18 protein-coding genes are annotated in these 19,155 nt (G+C 62.3%); 7 read left to right on the top strand and 11 right to left on the bottom strand.

Translation table 11 applies throughout. The annotated features are described in order from the left end of the window. Positions 1-5: 5 nt before the first annotated feature. Together J3D46_RS16970 and J3D46_RS16965 are read left to right on the top strand one after the other, a co-directional pair. Positions 6-692, top strand: a complete 687-nt coding sequence (locus J3D46_RS16970) for a class I SAM-dependent methyltransferase (protein WP_256491484.1) — start codon at positions 6-8, stop codon at positions 690-692. Beyond that, positions 685-1,815, top strand: a complete 1,131-nt coding sequence (locus J3D46_RS16965; protein ID WP_253468270.1) for an NAD(P)/FAD-dependent oxidoreductase — start codon at positions 685-687, stop codon at positions 1,813-1,815. Before J3D46_RS16970 ends, J3D46_RS16965 begins: the two co-directional genes overlap by 8 nt. On the opposite strand, the gene J3D46_RS16960 is transcribed toward J3D46_RS16965, so the two are convergent. Further along, positions 1,816-2,223, bottom strand: a complete 408-nt coding sequence (locus J3D46_RS16960; RefSeq protein ID WP_231340125.1) for a nuclear transport factor 2 family protein — start codon at positions 2,221-2,223, stop codon at positions 1,816-1,818. 51 nt (positions 2,224-2,274) lie between these two features. Between J3D46_RS16960 and J3D46_RS16955 the strand changes: the two genes are divergently transcribed. Next, positions 2,275-2,949 carry a peptide deformylase gene (locus tag J3D46_RS16955; RefSeq protein WP_253468269.1) on the top strand — a complete coding sequence of 225 codons (675 nt, stop codon included), beginning with the start codon at positions 2,275-2,277 and terminating at the stop codon, positions 2,947-2,949. An 11-nt stretch (positions 2,950-2,960) separates the two neighbouring features. On the opposite strand, the gene J3D46_RS16950 is transcribed toward J3D46_RS16955, so the two are convergent. Then, on the bottom strand, positions 2,961-4,982 hold the full coding sequence (locus tag J3D46_RS16950; RefSeq protein ID WP_231340127.1) for a S9 family peptidase: 2,022 nt from the start codon (positions 4,980-4,982) through the stop codon (positions 2,961-2,963). 69 nt (positions 4,983-5,051) lie between these two features. Here J3D46_RS16950 and J3D46_RS16945 point away from each other — a divergent pair, with 69 nt between their 5' ends. The 4 genes from J3D46_RS16945 (at position 5,052) to J3D46_RS16930 (ending at position 8,109) form a co-directional block, all read left to right on the top strand. Beyond that, complete coding sequence (locus J3D46_RS16945; protein WP_231340128.1) at positions 5,052-5,894, top strand: methyltransferase domain-containing protein; 843 nt, start codon at positions 5,052-5,054, stop codon at positions 5,892-5,894. Positions 5,895-5,974: 80 nt separating this feature from the next. After that, complete coding sequence (locus J3D46_RS16940; protein WP_231340129.1) at positions 5,975-6,436, top strand: NfeD family protein; 462 nt, start codon at positions 5,975-5,977, stop codon at positions 6,434-6,436. 92 nt (positions 6,437-6,528) lie between these two features. Then, positions 6,529-7,506, top strand: a complete 978-nt coding sequence (locus tag J3D46_RS16935) for an SPFH domain-containing protein (RefSeq protein ID WP_231340130.1) — start codon at positions 6,529-6,531, stop codon at positions 7,504-7,506. Positions 7,507-7,761: 255 nt separating this feature from the next. Continuing rightward, positions 7,762-8,109, top strand: a complete 348-nt coding sequence (locus tag J3D46_RS16930; protein WP_011774875.1) for an RNA polymerase-binding protein RbpA — start codon at positions 7,762-7,764, stop codon at positions 8,107-8,109. Between the two features lie 71 nt (positions 8,110-8,180). Here J3D46_RS16930 and J3D46_RS16925 read toward each other — a convergent pair whose 3' ends face one another. The 9 genes from J3D46_RS16925 to J3D46_RS16885 all read right to left on the bottom strand — a co-directional run bounded on the left by J3D46_RS16925 (position 8,181) and on the right by J3D46_RS16885 (position 19,097). Next, positions 8,181-8,924, bottom strand: a complete 744-nt coding sequence (locus J3D46_RS16925) for a polyprenol monophosphomannose synthase (RefSeq protein WP_231340131.1) — start codon at positions 8,922-8,924, stop codon at positions 8,181-8,183. Positions 8,925-9,354: 430 nt separating this feature from the next. Then, the gene (locus J3D46_RS16920; RefSeq protein ID WP_253468268.1) at positions 9,355-11,019 is read right to left on the bottom strand and encodes an amidohydrolase; all 1,665 of its coding nucleotides are present in this window, start codon (positions 11,017-11,019) and stop codon (positions 9,355-9,357) included. A gap of 50 nt (positions 11,020-11,069) precedes the next feature. Then, positions 11,070-14,045 (bottom strand): RNA helicase, encoded by a 2,976-nt coding sequence (locus tag J3D46_RS16915; protein ID WP_253468267.1) that lies wholly within the window; start codon positions 14,043-14,045, stop codon positions 11,070-11,072. Positions 14,046-14,069: 24 nt separating this feature from the next. Next, the gene (tatC, locus tag J3D46_RS16910) at positions 14,070-14,906 is read right to left on the bottom strand and encodes a twin-arginine translocase subunit TatC (protein WP_231340134.1); all 837 of its coding nucleotides are present in this window, start codon (positions 14,904-14,906) and stop codon (positions 14,070-14,072) included. 6 nt (positions 14,907-14,912) lie between these two features. Further along, on the bottom strand, positions 14,913-15,182 hold the full coding sequence (gene tatA / locus J3D46_RS16905) for a Sec-independent protein translocase subunit TatA (RefSeq protein WP_231340135.1): 270 nt from the start codon (positions 15,180-15,182) through the stop codon (positions 14,913-14,915). Between the two features lie 36 nt (positions 15,183-15,218). Continuing rightward, entirely contained in the window at positions 15,219-15,569 is a 351-nt protein-coding gene (locus J3D46_RS16900) for a hypothetical protein (protein ID WP_231340136.1), read from the bottom strand. 9 nt (positions 15,570-15,578) lie between these two features. Then, entirely contained in the window at positions 15,579-17,597 is a 2,019-nt protein-coding gene (locus J3D46_RS16895; RefSeq protein ID WP_253468266.1) for a YafY family protein, read from the bottom strand. Positions 17,598-17,693: 96 nt separating this feature from the next. Then, a complete protein-coding gene (locus J3D46_RS16890) occupies positions 17,694-18,089 on the bottom strand; it encodes an FKBP-type peptidyl-prolyl cis-trans isomerase (protein WP_011774867.1) in 396 nt (131 codons plus the stop codon). Between the two features lie 87 nt (positions 18,090-18,176). Further along, the gene (locus J3D46_RS16885) at positions 18,177-19,097 is read right to left on the bottom strand and encodes an FKBP-type peptidyl-prolyl cis-trans isomerase (protein WP_231340138.1); all 921 of its coding nucleotides are present in this window, start codon (positions 19,095-19,097) and stop codon (positions 18,177-18,179) included. Positions 19,098-19,155 lie beyond the last annotated feature (58 nt).

The following is a 19,155-nucleotide window of genomic DNA, read 5'->3' as shown; positions in this document are numbered from 1 at the left end:
AGGAGATGGACAGGGCCGACTGCGACTCCGAACGCCTCAATAAGACCTACGCCAGGTTTCCGGTGGTCAACAGCCTGCTTTCGGGGTGGCGGGGCACCTACCACCAACGGATCCGGCCCCTGCTGACGGCAGGCACGAAAGGATCGCTGCTGGACATCGGATGCGGCAGCGGAGACGTTGCCCGGCGCCTTGCGCTGTGGGCTCAGCAGGATGGCTTCACCCTCGAGGTGACAGCCATCGATCCCGACGCCAGGGCGTATGCATTCGCGTCACAGGCTCGAGGCGTGGATGGAGTTACCTATCGTCAGGCCCACAGCTCCGAGCTCGTTCGGGAGGCACGGACCTACGACATCGTGATCTCGAACCATATCCTCCACCACCTCGACTCCGGGCAATTCGAAGGCGTACTGCGCGACTCTGAGTCGCTCAGTAAAAGCCTTGTCCTCCACAATGACCTCAATCGCAGCAATGTCGCTTACCTGTTGTTCGCTGCAGGCTTTTGGCCCTTGGGCCTGGGCTCCTACATTTGGGGTGATGGCCTGACGTCCATCAAGCGCAGCTATACAGCGGCGGAACTGGCATCAGCGGTGCCCGACGAATGGCGGGTCGAAAGAAACGGCCCGTGGCATAACTTGCTCGTCCATGAGCGGCGCCTTGCCGTGCCCCAGGACCAAAGGCAAGAACATGCTTGACGTTGTGATTGTCGGTGCCGGTCCGGTGGGACTCTTCATGGGTGCGTTGTTGCTCCAGGGCGGGCACCAGGTCCGCATCCTCGAGCGCCGCATCACCAGGAGTGGCCGTTCACGGGCCATCGGCATCCACCCTCCAGCGCTGGCGGAGTTGGCGCGAGCCGGGGTCGCCGACGAGCTGATTGCGGCCGGGGTCCATATCCGCCAGGGCGTGGCCTACAGCCAACGGCAGAAGGTTGCCACCTTGGCGTTCGACGGCGACCCCGTATATCCGTTCATACTTGCAGTGCCGCAAGCAATCACGGAGAACATCCTCGAGAAGACGGTGATGGCATTGGACCCGGGGGCCATTATCCGCGGCGCCGATGTTCAGGAGGTAGTGGACGATTTCAGGTCCGTCCACATCGTGGCGGACTCATCTTCAGGGAGACGTGAACTCCGTGCCAGCCTGGCGGTGGCTGCTGATGGAGCGCATTCGTTATTCCGTCAGCGGGTCCTGCCGCACCTTCCGTCCCGGAGCTATCCGGACTCTTACATCATGGGCGACTTCGCGGATACAACCGGGCATGGGAGCGACGCCGTCCTGTTTCTGGAGCCTGCGGGGATTGTGGAGTCGTTTCCGCTGCCAGGTGGCGTGCGCAGGTGGGTGGTAAGGCTGGGAGCGCCGGACAATGGCTCGACGGCGGCCGGGCTGGCTGAGTTGGTTGGGGTCAGGACGGGCGAGGTACTGGATGCCGGCACCAACACGATGGTGAGCGCCTTCGAAGTGCGTTCACGGCTGGCGAAGCGGATGGTTCACGGCCGTCTGGTCCTTCTCGGGGACGCTGCGCACGAAATAAGCCCTATCGGAGGGCAGGGCATGAACCTGGGATGGCTGGACGCCGCTGCACTCGCGCCCATCATGGGCACTTCGTTCCGGGGGGACGATGTGGGGCGAATTCTGAAGAACTTCGAAAAGTCACGCCGGAGTGCAGCTCTGCGGGCATCCAGACAGGCCGGGTTGAACATGGCTCTCGGCCGACCGCTGGCACCTCATGTCATGGTCGCCAGAAACAAGCTCTTCGCCAGGGCTCTTCAGGTTCCCGCCGTCGCAGGCTTGGTGGAGCGACGCTTCACCATGCGCTAGCTATTCCGGCGTTGTGTAGTAGCAATCGTAGGTGTCCTGGCTGATGATCAAACCTTCGCGAAGCTCGAAAACGGCGGTGCTCCGGGCACGGATGGTGTCGCCGCGATCCCAATGGGGCAGGTCAAGGAGCAGCGTGGCAGACCAGTTCATTTCCAGCACTACCCGATTTTCCTGGCTGGTGGTGCGGACGACGTCAAACCGCTGATTGGCAACAATTTCCTTGCTGTGGTCGGCGCCGGCCAACGTTTCCGCGAGGGTCCTGGTGGAGCCTGTCTTGGACAAGGCATGCGGCCACTCGGTGAGCTTGAAGTCCTCGGCAAGGAAGGGCCGCAGCTCAGCAGCTCCGCCGCCGGCTTCAACTGTTTTGACGAAGCCCAGTACACGGTCCAAAGGGGTGGAATCGCTCATCCGTCGAGCCTAGTCCACCGGCGCGGGCAACTGCCGCGTTAGGCTCAACACATGACGCACCAACCTCATCCCGAGGCCAAGAGCCCTGCCACTGATTTCAATCCCACGCAGATCAGGGACACTGTCCGCCGACTGCTTGATTCGGAAGAGCTCCCGGTCATTGTCCAGGCGGGGCACCCGGTCCTGCGCCAGATGGCCGCCCCGTTCGATGGCCAGATCGACGACGTAGAGTTGATGGCCCTGGTGGATCGGATGCGCGATGTCATGCACTATGCTCCGGGGGTTGGCCTCGCTGCTCCGCAGCTGGGGATCCCCTTGCAAGTGGCCGTGCTCGAGGACAAGTACGAGGTTGACCCGGCATCTGCGGCCGTGCGCCACCGGGAACACCTGGAATTCTTCGCCATCATCAACCCGGAGTACAGGCCGCTCGGGATTGAGACAGCCTCGTTCTACGAAGGATGCCTCTCAGTCGCCGGCTACCAGGCTGTTGTGAAACGCCACCGGAACGTCGAGTTGCGCTTTACCAATACCGCCGGCGAGCCCATGGAAGAGTGGTTTTCAGGATGGCAGGCCCGTATCGTCCAGCACGAAACCGACCACCTCCACGGCTGCCTGTACTTGGACCGAGCCGAAATCCGGTCGCTGTCCAGCAACGAAGAACACTCGGCGCGTTGGTCTGCTCCGGAGATTGAGGATGCCGCCCGGGCTCTCGGGTTCCAGCGCTGAAACCCGGGACGTCATTGCTGGGCGTGAGGCTGGTTTGACGCCGTGGGGAGGAACTTCGCCCACCAGCGAAGGATGTGTTCGAAGCGTTGCCTGCGATGATGCGGAGTCCCGGATCGGGACAGTTCGTGGTCCTCGCCGGGGAACACCAGCAGGGCAGTTTCCACGCCTTGGGCCTTCAACTGTGAATAGTAGCGCTGTCCCTGTTCAATGGGGCAGCGTAAGTCATTTTCGCTGTGAACCACCATGGTCGGAGTCTTGACGGAGCCCGCGACGGCCATAGGGCTCTGGGCTGCCATCTGCTCAGGCGTACCCCCGGTGTATTCTCCGCCAAAGAACCAGCCAATGTCAGATGAACCAGTGAAGCTGACGGGGTCCAGGAAGCCGCGTTCCACGATCGATGCCTTGAACCGGTGGTCATGGGCAATGGTCCATGCGGTCAAGTAGCCGCCATAGGAACCGCCCATGATGCCTACGCGGTCCCCGTCCAACGCATCCACCGCCGCCAGGGCGGAGTCCAGGAACGCAAGGACGTCTTGCATATCCAGTGTGCCCATGCGCTCCTTGATGGCCCGCCCGTGGGCCTGGCCATACCCGGAAGACCCGCGCGGATTACACATCACCACTGCGTATCCGGCAGCAGAGTAAACCTGTGCTTCGTCGAAGTAGGCGCCGGTGTACTGCGCGAACGGTCCGCCATGGATATTGAGCAGGACGGGGTGTGGGCCGGGCCCGTCAGGCAGCACCAGCCAACCGTGGATGGGGTGGCCGTCCTCAGCGGATGCCTCGAAGTCCACTGGTTCACTGACCCGTGAGTTGTTCCTGAGGCCTGCAGAGAAGTCCGTCAACAGGCGCAGCTCACCTCGTTCCAGCGACGCCACATCGCCCACGGTGGCGGCATCCGAATAACTGACCGCAATTTCTCCGTTGGCCGCCACGGTTGCCCCAATGACCACCCTGGCGCCATGGACAAGCGGTGTGATCCCGCCTTCCGCGGGAACATCCAGCAGTTCGACGCTTCCCAGGGCCGTGTTCAGGACCAGCACGCTTGCGGGACCACTCGGCTCCAATGGCCCGGAGACATCCAGGTATTCGACATCGGTCAGTCGTGTGGCCTCTCCCCCGCCGATGGGCATGGCATGGAGCGAGGTGTTGCGTGCCACGAAATCCTTGCCCGTTTCTCCCATGTCCTGGGCAAGGTAGAAGAGCCACTGACCGTCAGTTGATGTGCGGACCTCGGTGACGGTCTGCCGCTTTCCTGTGGATGGGTCGACGGCGATGGGCTGGCCTCCGGAAGCATCGACGCGGTAGATCGAGGTGACCAGGTCGTCGTCGTGTCCTTCCTGCAGGCCTGCCACGAAATAGAGCTGTGAACCGTCAGAAGAGAAGCACGCAGACTCATGGTCAGCATCGCCAAAGGTGATCTGCCTGGCTGCAGGAACGCCTGAGACCACGCGGGCTGGTTGTTCGTGTGCGGCCCGCCCCCTGAGGGCGACTGCCGGCTCGCCACCCAGTTCCGGGACCTCAACGACGAACAACTGCTGGCGTTGGTCGGAGGTATATCCCAGGCCGTTCGCCCTGTACTGATTGGTTGTGATGAGGCGGCCGTCCTCGCCGCCTGCCGTGACGCCGTCGACCGTTCCGTAGCGCCCCTGCTCCGGCACGCGGGCCGCGAAGGCGATTCGGTGGGAGTCGGGCGCCCATTCGAAACTACCCACTCCGGCATGCTGATCCGTGATTCGCTGCGGCTCGCCACCGGCCGCCTCCACGACGAACAACTGCGGCTTCCCGTCGGGCTCGCTGCGAAGGAAGGCAAGGACCAGGCCATCAGGTGAGAAAGCCGGGGAGGTGTCCTTGAAGCCCCGGGTGATGCGACGCGGATGTTTGGTGGTGTCCAAGGGGATGCTCCACAACTGGCCGACGTAACTGTCAGCATCAAAATCCGGCCTTGTGACAGATACCACCGCCTTGGTCCCATCGGGGTGGATGGCCGGGGCGGACACAGAGTTCAGCAGGGAAAGTTGCTCGGGTTTCACGAGGGTGAGCCTAGCCCGGCGGCCACGCGCGCGGCACCAGACACTCCGTCCCGCCGTAGGATTGAAGCCATGTTGTCCGACGCCGTCGCTGCCCTCCGTTGTCCTGTTTGCCAAGGGGCGTTCAATCTCACGGCGGACCCGCAGCGGACACTTGCCTGCCGGTCCGGACATACTTTCGACGCCGCGAAACAGGGCTACTTCAACATGCTGACTGGTAAGGGCACCGTGTTCGAAGCTGATACGGCGGACATGGTGGCGGCACGTTACCGGTTCCTCGATGGCGGGCACTACTCCGCCCTGGCTGATGCAGTTGCCGACATAGCCGCTGGCGTGCTTGAACAACCCGATGGGGTGGTTCTGGACGCGGGCACCGGTACCGGTCATTATCTCCACGCAGTAGTCCGGAAAACCGGAGCCACTGCCATCGGCTTGGATATCTCCAAGTTCGCTCTCCGCAGGGCGGCCCGCCTCAACCCGCAGTCCATCAACCTGGTATGGGACATTTGGCGCCCGTTGCCTGTGGCGGATAATTCCGTGGACGCAGTCATGGTGGTTTTTGCCCCGCGGAACCCCGCAGAATTCGCCCGCGTGCTCCGCCCCGGCGGAAAACTGGTCATCGTGACACCCCGGCCGGGCCACCTTGCCGAAATCGCTGCCCGGACAGGCATGTTGGGTATCGAAGAAGGCAAAGAAGAGCGACTGGCAGAGACCATGCGGGGGCACTTCGGTTCAGGGACCAGCGACAGCCTGGATATTCCCCTGGTGTTGAGTGGACCGGAGGTGGCCGACGTCGCCGTCATGGGCCCGGCCGGCCACCATCTCCGCCCGGGGCAGCTGTCCGAACTCGCCGAACTGGACGGTTTGGTGTCCACCACGGCGAAGTTCCGGATCAGCGTGTTCAACGTGTCCTGACGTGGGACGGTACGTCGGGCTAGGATGGAAGGACAGCGACTGTGATCCCGCCCGCGGGATCCGGGACCAAGGGGGAACGGATGTTTGAATGGCTCGGCGAGAATTGGTGGGCCCTCTGGCTCACGGTCTTCCTCGCGTTCGCAGTGGTGGAGATGCTGACTCTCGACCTCTTCTTCATCATGCTGGGCGGCGGAGCCCTCGCTGGGCTGATCGCTGACTTCGCCGGCGCCGATTTTTGGCTGCAGATCGTCATCTTCTCCGTAGTATCCCTCCTCATGATTGCCTTCGTGCGGCCCGTTGCGCTCAAGCACCTCCACAAGGGGCCCGAAGAACAACGATCCAACATCGACCGCCTGATTGGGCAGTCCGCTCTCGTCATAGAAGCCGTGAGCGGAACCAGCGGACTCGTCAAAATTGGTGGTGACGTCTGGAGTGCACGGAGCACCGCGGGAGTCCTCGACGCCGGTGCGACAGTCCAGGTCACCAAAATTGACGGCGCGACGGCGGTAGTCGCCTCGTCTGCCGACAACAGCCCGCGCTGAAGCGCGCCCATTGATTTAGTCGGTTGCCGGGTTGGGCAGCCCGCCCGCGCATAGCCGCATCAAACCACGCAATTGGGGAACGAAGGAGATGTATGGACGGCTTAGGAGGAACAGCAGCAGCAATTGTGCTGATTGTTCTCGTCATTTTTGTCATCATCGTGTTGGTCCGCTCGGTAAGGATCATCCCGCAGGCGCGTGCCGGCGTCGTTGAACGACTCGGCAAGTACCAGCGCACGCTCAACCCGGGACTTACCATCCTGATCCCGTTCGTCGACCGGCTGTTGCCGCTGCTCGACCTGCGTGAACAGGTAGTGTCATTCCCGCCGCAGCCGGTCATCACAGAAGACAACCTGGTGGTCTCCATCGACACCGTGGTCTACTTCCAGGTCACCGATCCAAGGGCAGCAACGTACGAGATCGCCAACTACATCCAGGCCGTGGAGCAGTTGACCACCACCACGCTTCGTAACGTGGTTGGTGGGCTTAACCTTGAAGAGGCCCTCACGTCCCGTGACCAGATCAACGGTCAGTTGCGCGGAGTCCTCGACGAAGCGACGGGCCGCTGGGGCATCCGCGTATCCCGCGTGGAGCTGAAGGCGATTGATCCGCCCCACTCCATCCAGGACTCGATGGAAAAGCAGATGCGCGCAGAGCGTGACCGCCGTGCAGCCATCCTGACCGCTGAAGGCACCAAGCAGTCCCAGATCCTCACCGCAGAAGGCCAGCGACAGGCCGCTATCCTCGCTGCTGAGGGCGACGCGAAAGCAGCCATCCTCCGTGCTGACGGTGAAGCCCAAGCCATCCAGAAGGTCTTCGACGCGATCCACAAGGGAAACCCGGACCAGAAGCTCCTTGCCTACCAGTACTTGCAGACACTCCCGAAGATCGCTGAGGGAAGCTCGAACAAACTCTGGATCATTCCGAGTGAAGTCGGCGAAGCGCTCAAGGGCATTGGTGGCGCCCTCGGTGGGAACGGCGGGGACTCCCCTGTTGGTCTCTTCGGTGGCAATGAGGAACCCAAGGCCTCTGCACCCACGGCATCCGGGGAACACGCGAAGCCCGCTGAATAACTACTATTGACGGCGTTGCGAGCGGTCAGCCATCCGGCTGGCCGCTCGTTGGCGATACCGCCTTTTGAGTAGTAGGACCTGTTCCGCGTATAATGGGATATTTGTCCGGCTGGTTCAGTGTGGATGGAACATAAAAGCTTTGCCAGGCGTTGCAATTAGTGATGCAAGGTGTGCAGAAGTAGTCCGTAAGGAACGTGAAAACGGCTTACGGCTAGCGCGGAGTTCCTGCTCCGCGAACAGACAGAGGGAGTAATCATGAGCGATCGCAGCCTGCGGGGTATGCGTCTTGGCGCCCAAAGCATGGAAACCGAGTCCGGCGTTGAACCGGCACCGCGCCAGCGGGTCGAGTACCGCTGCGAGGATGGCGAGCAGGTCTTCGTAACCTTCTCCTCCGAAGCCGAGATTCCCCCGGTTTGGGTCTCCAAGACGGGCAAGGAAGCGCTTCTGGTTGACGGCGAGCGTCCTGTGGATGCCAATGAGAAAGCTGTGCGTACCCACTGGGACATGCTCCTTGAACGTCGCAGCCTTCCCGAACTGGAGCAGATCCTTGAGGATCGTTTGAACATTCTGCGTGAACGCCGTGGAGAGCGTCGTTCCGCATAGCCTGCAACGCAGACACGAAAGGCCGGGTCGGGTTCCTCAAGGAACCGGACCCGGCCTTTCTTCTGCTGCTACTACTTTGCGATGGCAGGTGACTTGCGGGTGAGCTTAGCCCAGCGTGCCGCCACTCCCCATTTGGTGACGTTGATCATGGCTTCCACCACGATGTTGCCGCTCATCTTGGAGGCACCAAGTTCACGTTCCACGAACGTGATGGGGCGTTCTTCGATACGGAGGCCAAGTTTGGCCACCCGCCATGCGAGGTCCACTTGGAAGCCGTAGCCAACCGACTCGACTTCGTCCAGGTTCAGGGCCTCAAGCGTGGTGCGCTTGAAGGCGCGGTAGCCGCCGGTTACGTCCTTGATTTTTACACCCAGCATGATGCGCGCGTAGGTGCTGCCGATGCGGGAGATGGCTTGGCGGTACAGCGGCCAGTTAACGACACTTCCACCGGTGACCCAACGGGAGCCCATTGCGAGGTCTGCGCCGTCCTTGACGGCATCGAGAAGCAGTGGCAGTTGCTCCGGCTTGTGTGAACCGTCAGCATCCATCTCCACCAGGACGTCGTATCCTGCGGCCAGGCCCCACTTGAAACCGGCGATGTAGGCGGCGCCGAGTCCTTCCTTGCCCTTACGGTGCAGGACGTGCACCTGGGTATCCGCTGCGGCGAACTCGTCGGCAAGCTGTCCCGTGCCGTCAGGGCTGTTGTCGTCAACCACCAGAACATCAGACTCGGGAACAGCTGCGCGCAGCCGTCCCAGTGTCACGGGGAGCGATTCGAGCTCGTTGTAGGTGGGAATGATCGTCAGGACACGCAAGAAGAGGCCTTTCCTTGATGGAGCGGTCAGTGTGCCGGACCAGCCTGGCGGCTGGCATTCTGGCGCAACTCTCCATTATAGGACGCCGGCGGGCACTCCTTGAGCGGCTGTGGTGTCGGACACAGGCACTGGCGTGGAGAGGGACCGGAATGCCGCGGGCAGGTCCACAAGCCCAGGACCAGTGGCGCCGGGCATAGAATCCCTGACGAACTGTTTTCTGGGTCGCTGCGGACCTGCCCACCTGTTTGCCGCCACCATGAACGTGTTCCGGCCACGGCCGAACCCCCAAGCCCCGGCTTTTGCCGCTGCGTTGATTGTCCGTTGAGCCTCAATGCTACGGACTCCCCCCACACTGTCAACCGGCCGGTGACCTGCGGTTCCATGTGTCTGCCCAGTTCAGTGACCCTCCCGGGGCAGGAAAATGATCGGGCTAGGCGCGGAGGTTTTCGTGGGCGAACAGCTCTTGGCCCTCACGGACCGTCTGCAAGCAGCGGGGATCGCTGCCGGTGTCCAGCGCAGGCAGCAGCGGCGTCCGCGCCCGGGGGTCCGTGCTCCAGGACTGTACGCGGCTGTCTGCCACCTGAACCATGAGTTCTTCGACTTCCCACACGGCAAAGCTGGCAGGTGCACCCGGCACCAGTTGGCCCATCAGGGGGTTTCGGTGCTTCGCAGCCCGCCAGCCCGCCCGGGTGTGGCCCAGGAATGCAGCCCTGGCAGAAATCCGCTGCTCCGGGTTGTTGTGCTCCAGGCACGCCCGAACACTGGACCACGGCCTCAAGGACGTGACAGGGCTGTCGCTGCCAAACGCAATCGGCACTCCGCTTGCATAGAAGGAAGCGAAAGGATTCATGGCTTTGCTCCGGCCGCCCAGTCGCTGGTCATAGAGTCCGCCTGCAGCGCCCCATGCGGCATCAAAACCCGGCTGGACGCTGACGGTGATGGAGTACTTGGCCAGTCTGTCGATGGCCGATTGATCGGCCATCTCAACGTGTTCAAGTCGGTGGCCCGCGGCTCGAATACGCTGCTCTCCCACCTCGGCCGCTGCTGCATCCAACGCTCCAAGGACTGCATCGAGGCCAGCATCGCCGATGACATGGAAGCCTGCCTGGATGCCCAGTTGGGACGTAGCGGCAAGGTGTCGGGCCGCATCATCCACTGAGAGATACAAGCTGCCCCGGTGCCCTGGCGCATCCGCATAGTCGTCCATGAGGGCCGCGGTTCGGGAGCCAATGGAACCATCCATGTTGAGGTCCCCCGCGAGGCCCAGGACCCTTGTACCCAAACCGTCGATGATGCTTTGGGCGTGCTCTGCCGATGAAGCCAGCTCACCCCAATACGGGAGGATCTCCGGGCTGCTTCCCTCGTCATTCCAAGAGGCAGCCATCCGGAGGTCATCTGGTCCGCAGATGTGGGGCGCCGACATTTCAGCCAATGCGACATAACCGTGGGAAGCCGCTTCCTGAAGGGCTCGTTGCTGGTAAGCACGTCGTTCCGACGCAGGGAAGTGCCGTGCTGCAAGCCGTGCGGCAGAATGTGCGGCACGCACCACCCGTGAGCTGCCGGAGAACCCGTCCATGCCGTCCAAGTCAGCTGCTACGGCCAGTGACGGGGAGACCAAGGCGGAGTGGACATCGATGCGTGAGAGGTAGACCAGCCGCCCGCCGGCTGCCCGCTCGAGCTCATCGAGGGTAGGCAAAGTGGGGTCGTCCCATGCTGTCTCGTCCCAGCCGTGTCCCAGGACGCTGCCGGAACCTCCGGCAGCGGCAGCAGCGACGGCGTCGAGGAGTTCCTTGGCCGAACGGGCGGCGGTGAGGTTCAGGCCCGACAATGCGAGGCCGGTTTCGGTCAGATGCGCGTGGGAATCAACAAAACCCGGAGCCAGGAGGGCGCCTCGGAGATCGATAATCTCCATCGACGAGTCGGCGATGGAGGTAGCTGCCTGCTCGGAACCTACCCAGGCAACGGTATCGCCGTCCACCACCATGGCGGTGGCGAACGGATCAGCGGCGGTATAGATCGAACCGTTGCGGTACATGGTGACCCGGCGGTCCTTTGCGTTGCGGTTTCCGCCGGCAGGCGCGCCTGGCTGGTTCATTGGTTGGGCTCCTTGAGCATTGAAAGCAGTAAATCAGATAAAGACGTGGGCTAGGCCACCGTGGAGTAGGCCACGACGCCGCGGCGGACCAAGTCAATGGATTCCCGGCAGAGCCGTGCCACGCGGGGGTCCAGCTGCGGGATTTTGGCCAGCTGGTCGAGAAGATCCACCACCTGCTTGGCCCAACGGACGAAATCACCGGCAGCGAGATCGGTCCCGCTGAGGACGTCCTGAAGATGACGGCCTTTGGCCCATTTATACATTGGCCACATCAGGCCGAGCTCCGGTTCGCCGGTCAAGGGAAGCCTGTTGTGCTCCTCGGTGTCCTCCAGTTGGGACCATTCGCGGATGATGATGTCCACAGCCGATTCCAGCGAAATGGTGGGCATCTTTGGCCGCAGCCCGCGGTCTTCGCGTTTGGCTTGGTACACCAAGGTGCTGGCCAGGGACGCCAGCTCAGCGGCATCGAGATCGTTGATGGCACCGCAGCGGACCGACTGGGAGATGAGCAGGTCCTTTTCGCCGTAGATCCTGCGCAGCCGCTGACCGTCGGGGCTGATGGTGACCTGGCCGGCGTCGTTCGTCTCCAGGTAGCCATATGCTGACAGGACATCACACACGCGGTCGAACGTCTTGGCGATGGTGTTGGTGCGGCCTTGGATTTGGCGGACAAGCCCGTCGGTTTCCTTGCGAAGTTTCCACCACCGCTCCGACCACCGCGCGTGGTCTTCACGTTCGCTGCAGCCATGGCACGGGTGGGCCCGGAGCGCGCGCCTCAGATCGGCAATCTTCTTTTCCTGGTCTGGCAGGCGGGCTCCGAGGCCGAAGTCCTCATGCCTGCTGTTGCGGCGACTGTGTGGTGCGTCTTCGCTGATGGCGTGGCGCATGGACGAGGCAAGGTCCCGGCGGGCCTTCGGGACCTTGGCGTTGAAGGATTTCGGAATGCGGATCCGGGTCACCGGCGATACCGGGCCTTCAAGGTCGTGGACACCGATCCGACGGAGCTGGTTGTCCGAAGTGAGGACCGACGGACGGGGCTCACGGGCGTTTCGGTCCACGTCAAGGACCACTGCATGCCCGGCCAGCCTGCCGCTGTAGATGCTGATGACGTCGCCGGGAATCAACCGGGCCAGGGAATCGGCAACATGGGACTTTCGGGCACGCTGGTGATCGCGTGCAGCGAAATTCTCGGCGTCACTGAGTTCGCGGCGGAGCTTCGCATATTCGGTGAAGTCGCCGAGATGGCACTGCATGGATTTGGCATAACCCGCCAGCGACTCTTCACGTCCACGAACCTGCCGGGCAAGACCCACTACGGAGCGGTCGGCCTGAAATTGCGCGAAGGAGGACTCCAGGATTTCGCGGGCGCGCCCGCGGCCGAACTGGGCAATCAGGTTGATGCTCATGTTGTAGGTGGGCCTGAAGCTGGAGTTCAGGGGGTACGTGCGGCGTGAGGCCAGTCCGGCCACAGCGGCAGGGTCCGTTCCCGGTTGCCACAACACAACTGCATGGCCCTCGACGTCGATGCCCCGGCGTCCGGCGCGACCGGTAAGTTGGGTGTACTCCCCCGCGGTGATGTTGACGTGGGCTTCCCCGTTGAACTTTTCCAGTTTTTCCAGGACCACGCAACGGGCCGGCATGTTAACCCCAAGGGCCAGCGTTTCGGTGGCGAAGACGGCCTTGACCAGGCCGTCGGCAAAGAGCTTTTCCACCACTTCCTTGAACGTCGGAAGCATGCCTGCGTGATGGGCGGCAAAGCCCCTGACAAGTCCGTCGCGCCAACCCCAGAAACCGAGGACATCGAGATCATCGGCGGGAATTTCGTGGCTGGCCTCGTCCACTCGCTGGGCGATGATTTGCTGTTCCCGCTCTGTTGTCAGCCACAGTCCGGATGCAGCACACTGCGCCACTGCGGCGTCGCAGCCGGCCCTGGAGAAAATGAACGTGATGGCCGGCAGGAGATCCTGGCGCCTGAGGCTCTCGATGACCTGTGGGCGGCTGGCCTTCCTGACAGGGCTGCGCTGCTCTGACTGCTGCCGCTCATCGCGATAGCGGTCCTGGCGCCTACGGCTACGCCCACCATGGCCGAAGCGGCCGCCCATGTTCATGCGGCTCTCAGAACGGGCCATGGCCAACAGGTCCGGATTGACTTCGAACTCCGGTCCGGTGACTGCCTGGCGGACCTTGAGGGAAGACGAGCGGTTGGCGACGGCGTTCCTGCGGTCAGCGGCCACTGGTTCGTTCACCACTTCATCATCCTCGGAAAGGTCTGGCACTTCGGTTTCCGGTATGCCAGGGGCCTGGGGCGCGATCTCGTCAAAGGTGGTGTCGCCAGCGAAGAGATCCACTATTTCCCGACCCACCATGACGTGCTGCCACAGTGGCACCGGACGGTGCTCCGAAACGATGACGTCGGTGTCGCCCCTGACGGTATCCAGCCAGGCTCCGAACTCTTCGGCGTTGGAGACAGTGGCACTGAGCGAGGCAACCTGCACCTCGCTGGGCAAATGAATGATGACTTCTTCCCAGACGGCCCCGCGGAAGCGGTCGGCCAGGTAATGGACCTCGTCCATCACTACAAAACCAAGGTCACCCAGGGTCTCTGAATCGGCATACAGCATGTTCCGAAGGACTTCGGTGGTCATGACCACCACTGGAGCCTCGCCGTTGATGGTGGTGTCGCCTGTCAGCAGGCCGACATTCTCTGCCCCGTACTTGGCCGCCAGTTCCGAGAACTTCTGGTTGCTCAACGCTTTGATGGGGGTGGTGTAGAAGGCCTTAAGTCCCCGCTCCAAGGCCAGATAAATGGCAAACTCGCCAACTATCGTTTTACCTGCACCCGTCGGGGCTGCTACCAGGACGCCGCGGCCCTCCTGGAGCGACCTGCACGCCTCACGCTGGAAGTCGTCCAGGTCGAAGTCCAGGGACCGGGCAAAGGCGCCAAGGTACGTTTTCGACTCAGCTGCCCGCTGGGCTGCCGCTTGATAGCGGTCTGATGGAGATTGAGACCCGGAAATTGAGGACATACATCAAGCCTAGTGGCCCAACGTCTAGAGATTCTCCAGATCCGTTGCCGGGGTGGCGATGTCTGCGTTGGCTTCGGTCTCAGCTGCCCGTTTGAGGGCCCGACGTTCACGGCGCCGGTCGTTCCAGAGGCAGACGCCGATGGCCGCGAAGAACAGAAGCAGCATGGGAGCTGCGAGGTAGAACATGCTCATGGCATCGGCGCCGGGAGCAGCCATCGCAGCGAACAGGCACACCAGGAAGATGGTGATCCGCCAACTCTTGACCAGTTGCTTGCCCTTGACGATTCCAGCAAGGTTCAGGCCCACCAGAACCACCGGGACAAGGAACGCAATGCCGAAAGCCAGCAGGAGCCGAAGAACGAACGCCAGGTAGATCTCAGCACTGATGAAGTTTGACCCACCCGATGGAGTGAAATCGGTCAGCACACGAACAGCGTTGGGCAGCACCAGCCAGGCAAGGAGGACACCCCCAACGAAAAGGGGAACCGCTGCTGCCACGAACGACAATGCCAAGCGCCGTTCCTTCTTGTGCAGCCCGGGCACAATAAAGGCCCAGAGCTGGTAGATCCATACAGGGCTTGACAGGATCACGCCAAGAAAGACCGAAACCTGGACCATAAGGTCGAATGAACTGGCAACGCCGTCAAAGTTCAGGGTCGCGGCGCGGCCCTCTTTCTCGTTGAGGTCCTTGATCGGCTTGATCAAGGCCTCCAAGAGCGGCTGGTAGACAATGAAGCCCACCACGGTACCCAGGATGATACCGATAGCAGCCTTGAAGAGCCGGTTCTTAAGCTCCTTGAGGTGGTCAAGGAGCGCCATCCGGGCTTCGGGGTTGGCCTTGCGCCCCTTCGTTTCTACCACTTCTCGTTAGACGCGGTTGGAGGGCGGAACGTCAGTCTCGCCGTTGTTCTTGGCCTTGGCGTCCGGGTGGCCTACTACCTTGCCTTCGACGGCGTCGGAAGCGTCCTGGGAGTCTTTCGTTTCGGAAGAACCATCCTTCTTCATTTCCCGGACTTCAGACTTGAAAATACGCATCGACTGCCCAATACTGCGCGCCATGGACGGCAGCTTCGGCGCTGCGAAGAGCACCAGAGCCAGGACGATGATGATGATGAGATGCCAGCCTTCGAGCCTCATGTGGGGAGGTCCTTTCCTTTTGGATACATCCTACGTCTATCTGAATTCAATGTCGTGCAGGGATTGGGGCTGACCCCGCTCTGCTTTGCGCTTGACGCGCTTCTGGCGACGAACTTCCTGGCGGAAGGCTTTGGCCGTCAGGTAATCATGACGCATCTGATCCGGGGAGGCAAAAATTGCGGAGCCTGGTTCGGCGCGCGCGTCCGTTGTTTCAACGTCGGAGGTTTCCACGTCGGGCCCACGTTTGCTGAAACGTTTACCCGCATCGCCCAATTCATGAACAGTTGACATGAATTTCCTGAACAGGCGGTACCCCAGTGTCAGGTGAAGCAGCAACGAAAGGGCTATGAGCGCGATCCACAACAGGATCCAGAACCACCAAGGCATCTGAACAGTCTAGCCAGCCGGGCGGTCGGAAGGATCGCCGTACTGGGACAGGGCTGCGTCGAGATACGTGCGGGCTTCCCCACGCAGTGAATCCGGGGCGAGAATCCGCGCAGATCCACCATGCTGTGCCACGAACATCGGGAGCCAGCCCGCATCGCCAAACCGCACTTCGGCCAGAAGCCCGCCGTCGGGCAGTTGTGCTGTTCGCTCGGCGTAATAGTCATCCGCCAGTCCGGCGCCCTGGCGGGTGAGCTGCAGGAGGACCAGGACGTCATCGTCGCTGGGCGTGAACAGCCGGGCCGGAAAATCCAGTCCGGCCGTTGCCGTGCCGGACGCCGGACGGCCGTTGGGTTCCACTAGTTCCACCCTGTCCAGCCGGAAGTTCCTGATGCCGGCCTTACTGTGGCAGTAGGCTTCGAAGTACCAGGTGTTGTCCAGGGAATAGAGCCGCAAGGGATCCACATCCCGCTCCGTCAGTTCGTCCCGCTGCCGGGAGAAGTACCGTAGCCGGAGTTGTTGGCTGTCCCTGATCGCCTGGGTAATGGTGGCGAAAGCATGGGACTGTTCGGGCGCCACTGATTGGCCGGCTACGGAGCCCGCCAAACGCCCGGCCTGTCCCGCTGCGCCGGTTAGCTTAATGGTCACCGATTCCAGGGCGCTGCCGGGCCCGTCCTCGGACATGCCGGCCAGGGCGGGCAGGTCTCCCAGCATTTCCAAGCCAGTCAGCAGCGCCGCGGCCTCCTCCTCGCTGAAGCGCACCGGCCGGTTCAGGTCCAGGTGCTCAGAGATATAGACGTGGTCGTTCTCCCACTGGATGTCCAGGAGATCGTCGGGATAACCCTCCGGGAGCCCCGAGCAGATAAGGATCTTGAGGTCGTCGATCAGGGCCTTGCGGGTGATGCCAAAATGGTCTGCGACTTCCTGGATGTGCAAGCCCTGGTGATGGACCAGGAAGGGAACCAACTGGAGCATCCGGGCCAGCTGATCCTCGGAAGTCCGCTTTCGGGCGCGTGGCAACCGCTCAGAGTCAGGGAACCCAACGGGTACGGACGGTTCGGCGTCGAAGTTCACCGCACCCTGGAGTCGACGCACGACGGCGGCGCGCAGCTCCTCCGGACCGCTCACCTTCACGTGGGGGCCGTAAGAGGCCAGTTCCTCCGCGAGGACCTCGGGATCCCGGAATTCCACGACGAGGCGATCACGGCTGTTTTCTCCTGCAGCCGGTTCGACGTGCGTCGCCCTTTTCCGCAGGGCCAGGAGCCGGTCGATGTCTACATCGAGGGTGGCGTTCTGAAGTGGCAGCTCATTAAGTGAATCCAGCTCGGCGCGGGCGTTGAAACCGTCCGGAGCATCGAAGCTGCTGCCGGGCACCAGGCTCACTGCGGTCGTCATCCGCGAAAGCCTGAAGAGCCGTTTTGCCTCCCTCCCCCGGTCAAGGCCCACGAGGTACCACTGGCCGAAACGGCTGCCGAGTCCCCAGGGCTCAACTTCCCGCACTTCCTCGCGCCCGGTGCTGACCGCAAGGTAGCCGAAGCGGACGGCATGCCTGCCATGCATGGCTGCCACGACGTCGTCGAAAGCCTGGCCCGCCGGCCTTATCCGCGGCTGCACTCCCGATGGGAGGTCGACGTCGGTGAAACCACCGGCCGCCTGGAGCTTGCGGACGGCATTGGCGGCCGCCGTGCCAAGCGCAGCACGTTCCCATAGCTGGGCAGCCAGCAGAAGGACCGTGCACTCGGCCGGGGTCAGGCTGACGTCCGGAAGCCGGTTTGAGTCCTTACCGATGCGGTAACGGGTTGTCGCGGGATCTTCCGCGCCGAAGCTGCGCGGATCCGCCAGTGTTTCGATCTCGAAGCCAAACTGCTTCAGGTCCACTTTGTCGCGCTCGAACATACGCCCAAAGGCGACATCGTTGGCAGCGGAATCGCGGTAGACCTTCTCACGCAGGACAGAGCGTGGAAGCCCCACTCTGGTATTGAGCAAAGCCAGGAGAAGGTTCAGAAGTCGTTCAGTGCGGGATGCGGACACCCTTGCTACGTTACTAAAGACCAGCGGGAAAGCAGCAAGGCGCGTCACCGACCGGTGGAACCGGAAGGTAACGCGCCTTGCTCAGGGCTATCTGCCTTAGCGAACTGCTACGAGGTCGACCACGAAGATCAGGGCTTCGTTGGGCTTGATCGCTCCACCAGCACCCCGGGAGCCATAGGCGAGCTCGGAAGGGATTTCCAGGCGGCGACGGCCGCCGACCTTCATGCCCAGCAGGCCCTGGTCCCAGCCCTGGATGACCTGGCCGACGCCGACCCTGAAGTCCAGCGGAGCGCCGCGGCCCCACGAGGCGTCAAATTCTTCACCAGTGGACCAGGCGACGCCCACGTAGTGGGTGGACACGGTGTCTCCGGCCTTGGCTTCTGTGCCGGTGCCCTCGATGAGGTCCGTGATGACGAGGTCCGTGGGGACGTCGCCTTCGGGGAAGTCGATTTCGGGCTTGGTGCGGTCGAAATCACGCTGGCCAAATGACATGGAGGCTCCTTGGTGTGAGGGGACGGATGAGTGTCAGGAACAAGCTTAAGCTAGTGCCCAACGGTCTTGTCGAAATTTCAGTGCCGGTTACTTGACGCCAAGAATGTCAACGACGAACACGAGGTCGCCCTTGGCTTCACCCTGGCCGGCTTCGCCGTAGGCCAGATCCTGCGGAATGACCAGCAGGACGCGGGAGCCGACGGTCTTGCCTTCGAGGCCCTGGGTCCAGCCCTTGATGACCCCGGTGAGCGGGAAGCTGGTGGACTCTCCGCGGTCGTAGCTGGAATCGAACTTGGTTCCACCTGCGAGGGTGACGCCGACGTAATTGACCGTCAGGGTGTCGGAGGCCTTCACGGCAGCACCTGTGCCCTTGATGAGGTCCTGGGCGATGAGTTCCTTCGGAGCCGCAACGCCTTCAACGGAAATCTGGGGAATGCCCTTGTCGTCTTCCTTCACGGTGGGGAGCCCTGCCGGAGGAGTAACTGTCTCGCCTTCGGGCTTCTCCAGTACCGGTGCGGGGTCCTTCGCTGAGACCAGCTTAAAGACGACCAACTGCGTGGAGGCGGGGGCAGATGCTGTGGCATTGCCAGGTGCCGCAAAAGCGATTTGGGACCCAACCTTGGCTCCGACAATCGCGTTATAGATTTGCTCGTTGCCGGTCTTCAATTCGTCGGTCAGTTCGATTGGCTGGGGGCCGTTGGCGTAGGCATCTTCCACTGTCTTGCCGTCATTGCCGTCCACGGCAAGGTACATCAGCTCGGCTGTTTGTCCGGCCTTCACGCGCTCACCATCGCCTTCGACAACCATCTTGATGGTTGGTTCAGTCACGGTGAGGGGCTTGGAGAATTCAACGCCGGGTGCTTTGTCGCCGTTGTCCGTCACTTTCACGGAGTCGAGCTTTGAGGTGTCACCGGCAGACTGGCTGGTGGGCTCGGCGGCCGGAGTGCTTCCTCCGCACGCGGTGATGAGCAACAGGGCAGGAAGGAGAATTGCTAGGAGTCGGCGCACAAAAAAGACACTTTCGTCGGGGCAAGGGACACTCGGAAAGGCGCGTTGCGCATCCAAG

Origin of the sequence: Paenarthrobacter sp. A20, from assembly GCF_024168825.1 — a bacterium.
Lineage (GTDB): Bacteria > Actinomycetota > Actinomycetes > Actinomycetales > Micrococcaceae > Arthrobacter.
The sequence above is the reverse complement of the archived record's forward strand: the minus strand, read 5'-3'. Positions and strand labels throughout refer to the sequence as shown.

Excerpts from the sequence above, each read along its gene's own strand:
- J3D46_RS16965 (WP_253468270.1), top strand. The coding sequence starts at position 685 with ATGCTTGACGTTGTGATTGTCGGTGCCGGTCCGGTGGGACTCTTCATG.
- J3D46_RS16930 (WP_011774875.1), top strand. The coding sequence starts at position 7,762 with ATGAGCGATCGCAGCCTGCGGGGTATGCGTCTTGGCGCCCAAAGCATG.
- J3D46_RS16945 (WP_231340128.1), top strand. The coding sequence starts at position 5,052 with ATGTTGTCCGACGCCGTCGCTGCCCTCCGTTGTCCTGTTTGCCAAGGG.
- tatA (WP_231340135.1), bottom strand. The coding sequence starts at position 15,182 with ATGAGGCTCGAAGGCTGGCATCTCATCATCATCATCGTCCTGGCTCTG.
- J3D46_RS16940 (WP_231340129.1), top strand. The coding sequence starts at position 5,975 with ATGTTTGAATGGCTCGGCGAGAATTGGTGGGCCCTCTGGCTCACGGTC.
- J3D46_RS16960 (WP_231340125.1), bottom strand. The coding sequence starts at position 2,223 with ATGAGCGATTCCACCCCTTTGGACCGTGTACTGGGCTTCGTCAAAACA.
- J3D46_RS16920 (WP_253468268.1), bottom strand. The coding sequence starts at position 11,019 with ATGAACCAGCCAGGCGCGCCTGCCGGCGGAAACCGCAACGCAAAGGAC.
- J3D46_RS16935 (WP_231340130.1), top strand. The coding sequence starts at position 6,529 with ATGGACGGCTTAGGAGGAACAGCAGCAGCAATTGTGCTGATTGTTCTC.
- J3D46_RS16900 (WP_231340136.1), bottom strand. The coding sequence starts at position 15,569 with ATGCCTTGGTGGTTCTGGATCCTGTTGTGGATCGCGCTCATAGCCCTT.
- J3D46_RS16970 (WP_256491484.1), top strand. The coding sequence starts at position 6 with ATGGACAGGGCCGACTGCGACTCCGAACGCCTCAATAAGACCTACGCC.
- J3D46_RS16915 (WP_253468267.1), bottom strand. The coding sequence starts at position 14,045 with ATGTCCTCAATTTCCGGGTCTCAATCTCCATCAGACCGCTATCAAGCG.
- J3D46_RS16890 (WP_011774867.1), bottom strand. The coding sequence starts at position 18,089 with ATGTCATTTGGCCAGCGTGATTTCGACCGCACCAAGCCCGAAATCGAC.
- J3D46_RS16955 (WP_253468269.1), top strand. The coding sequence starts at position 2,275 with ATGACGCACCAACCTCATCCCGAGGCCAAGAGCCCTGCCACTGATTTC.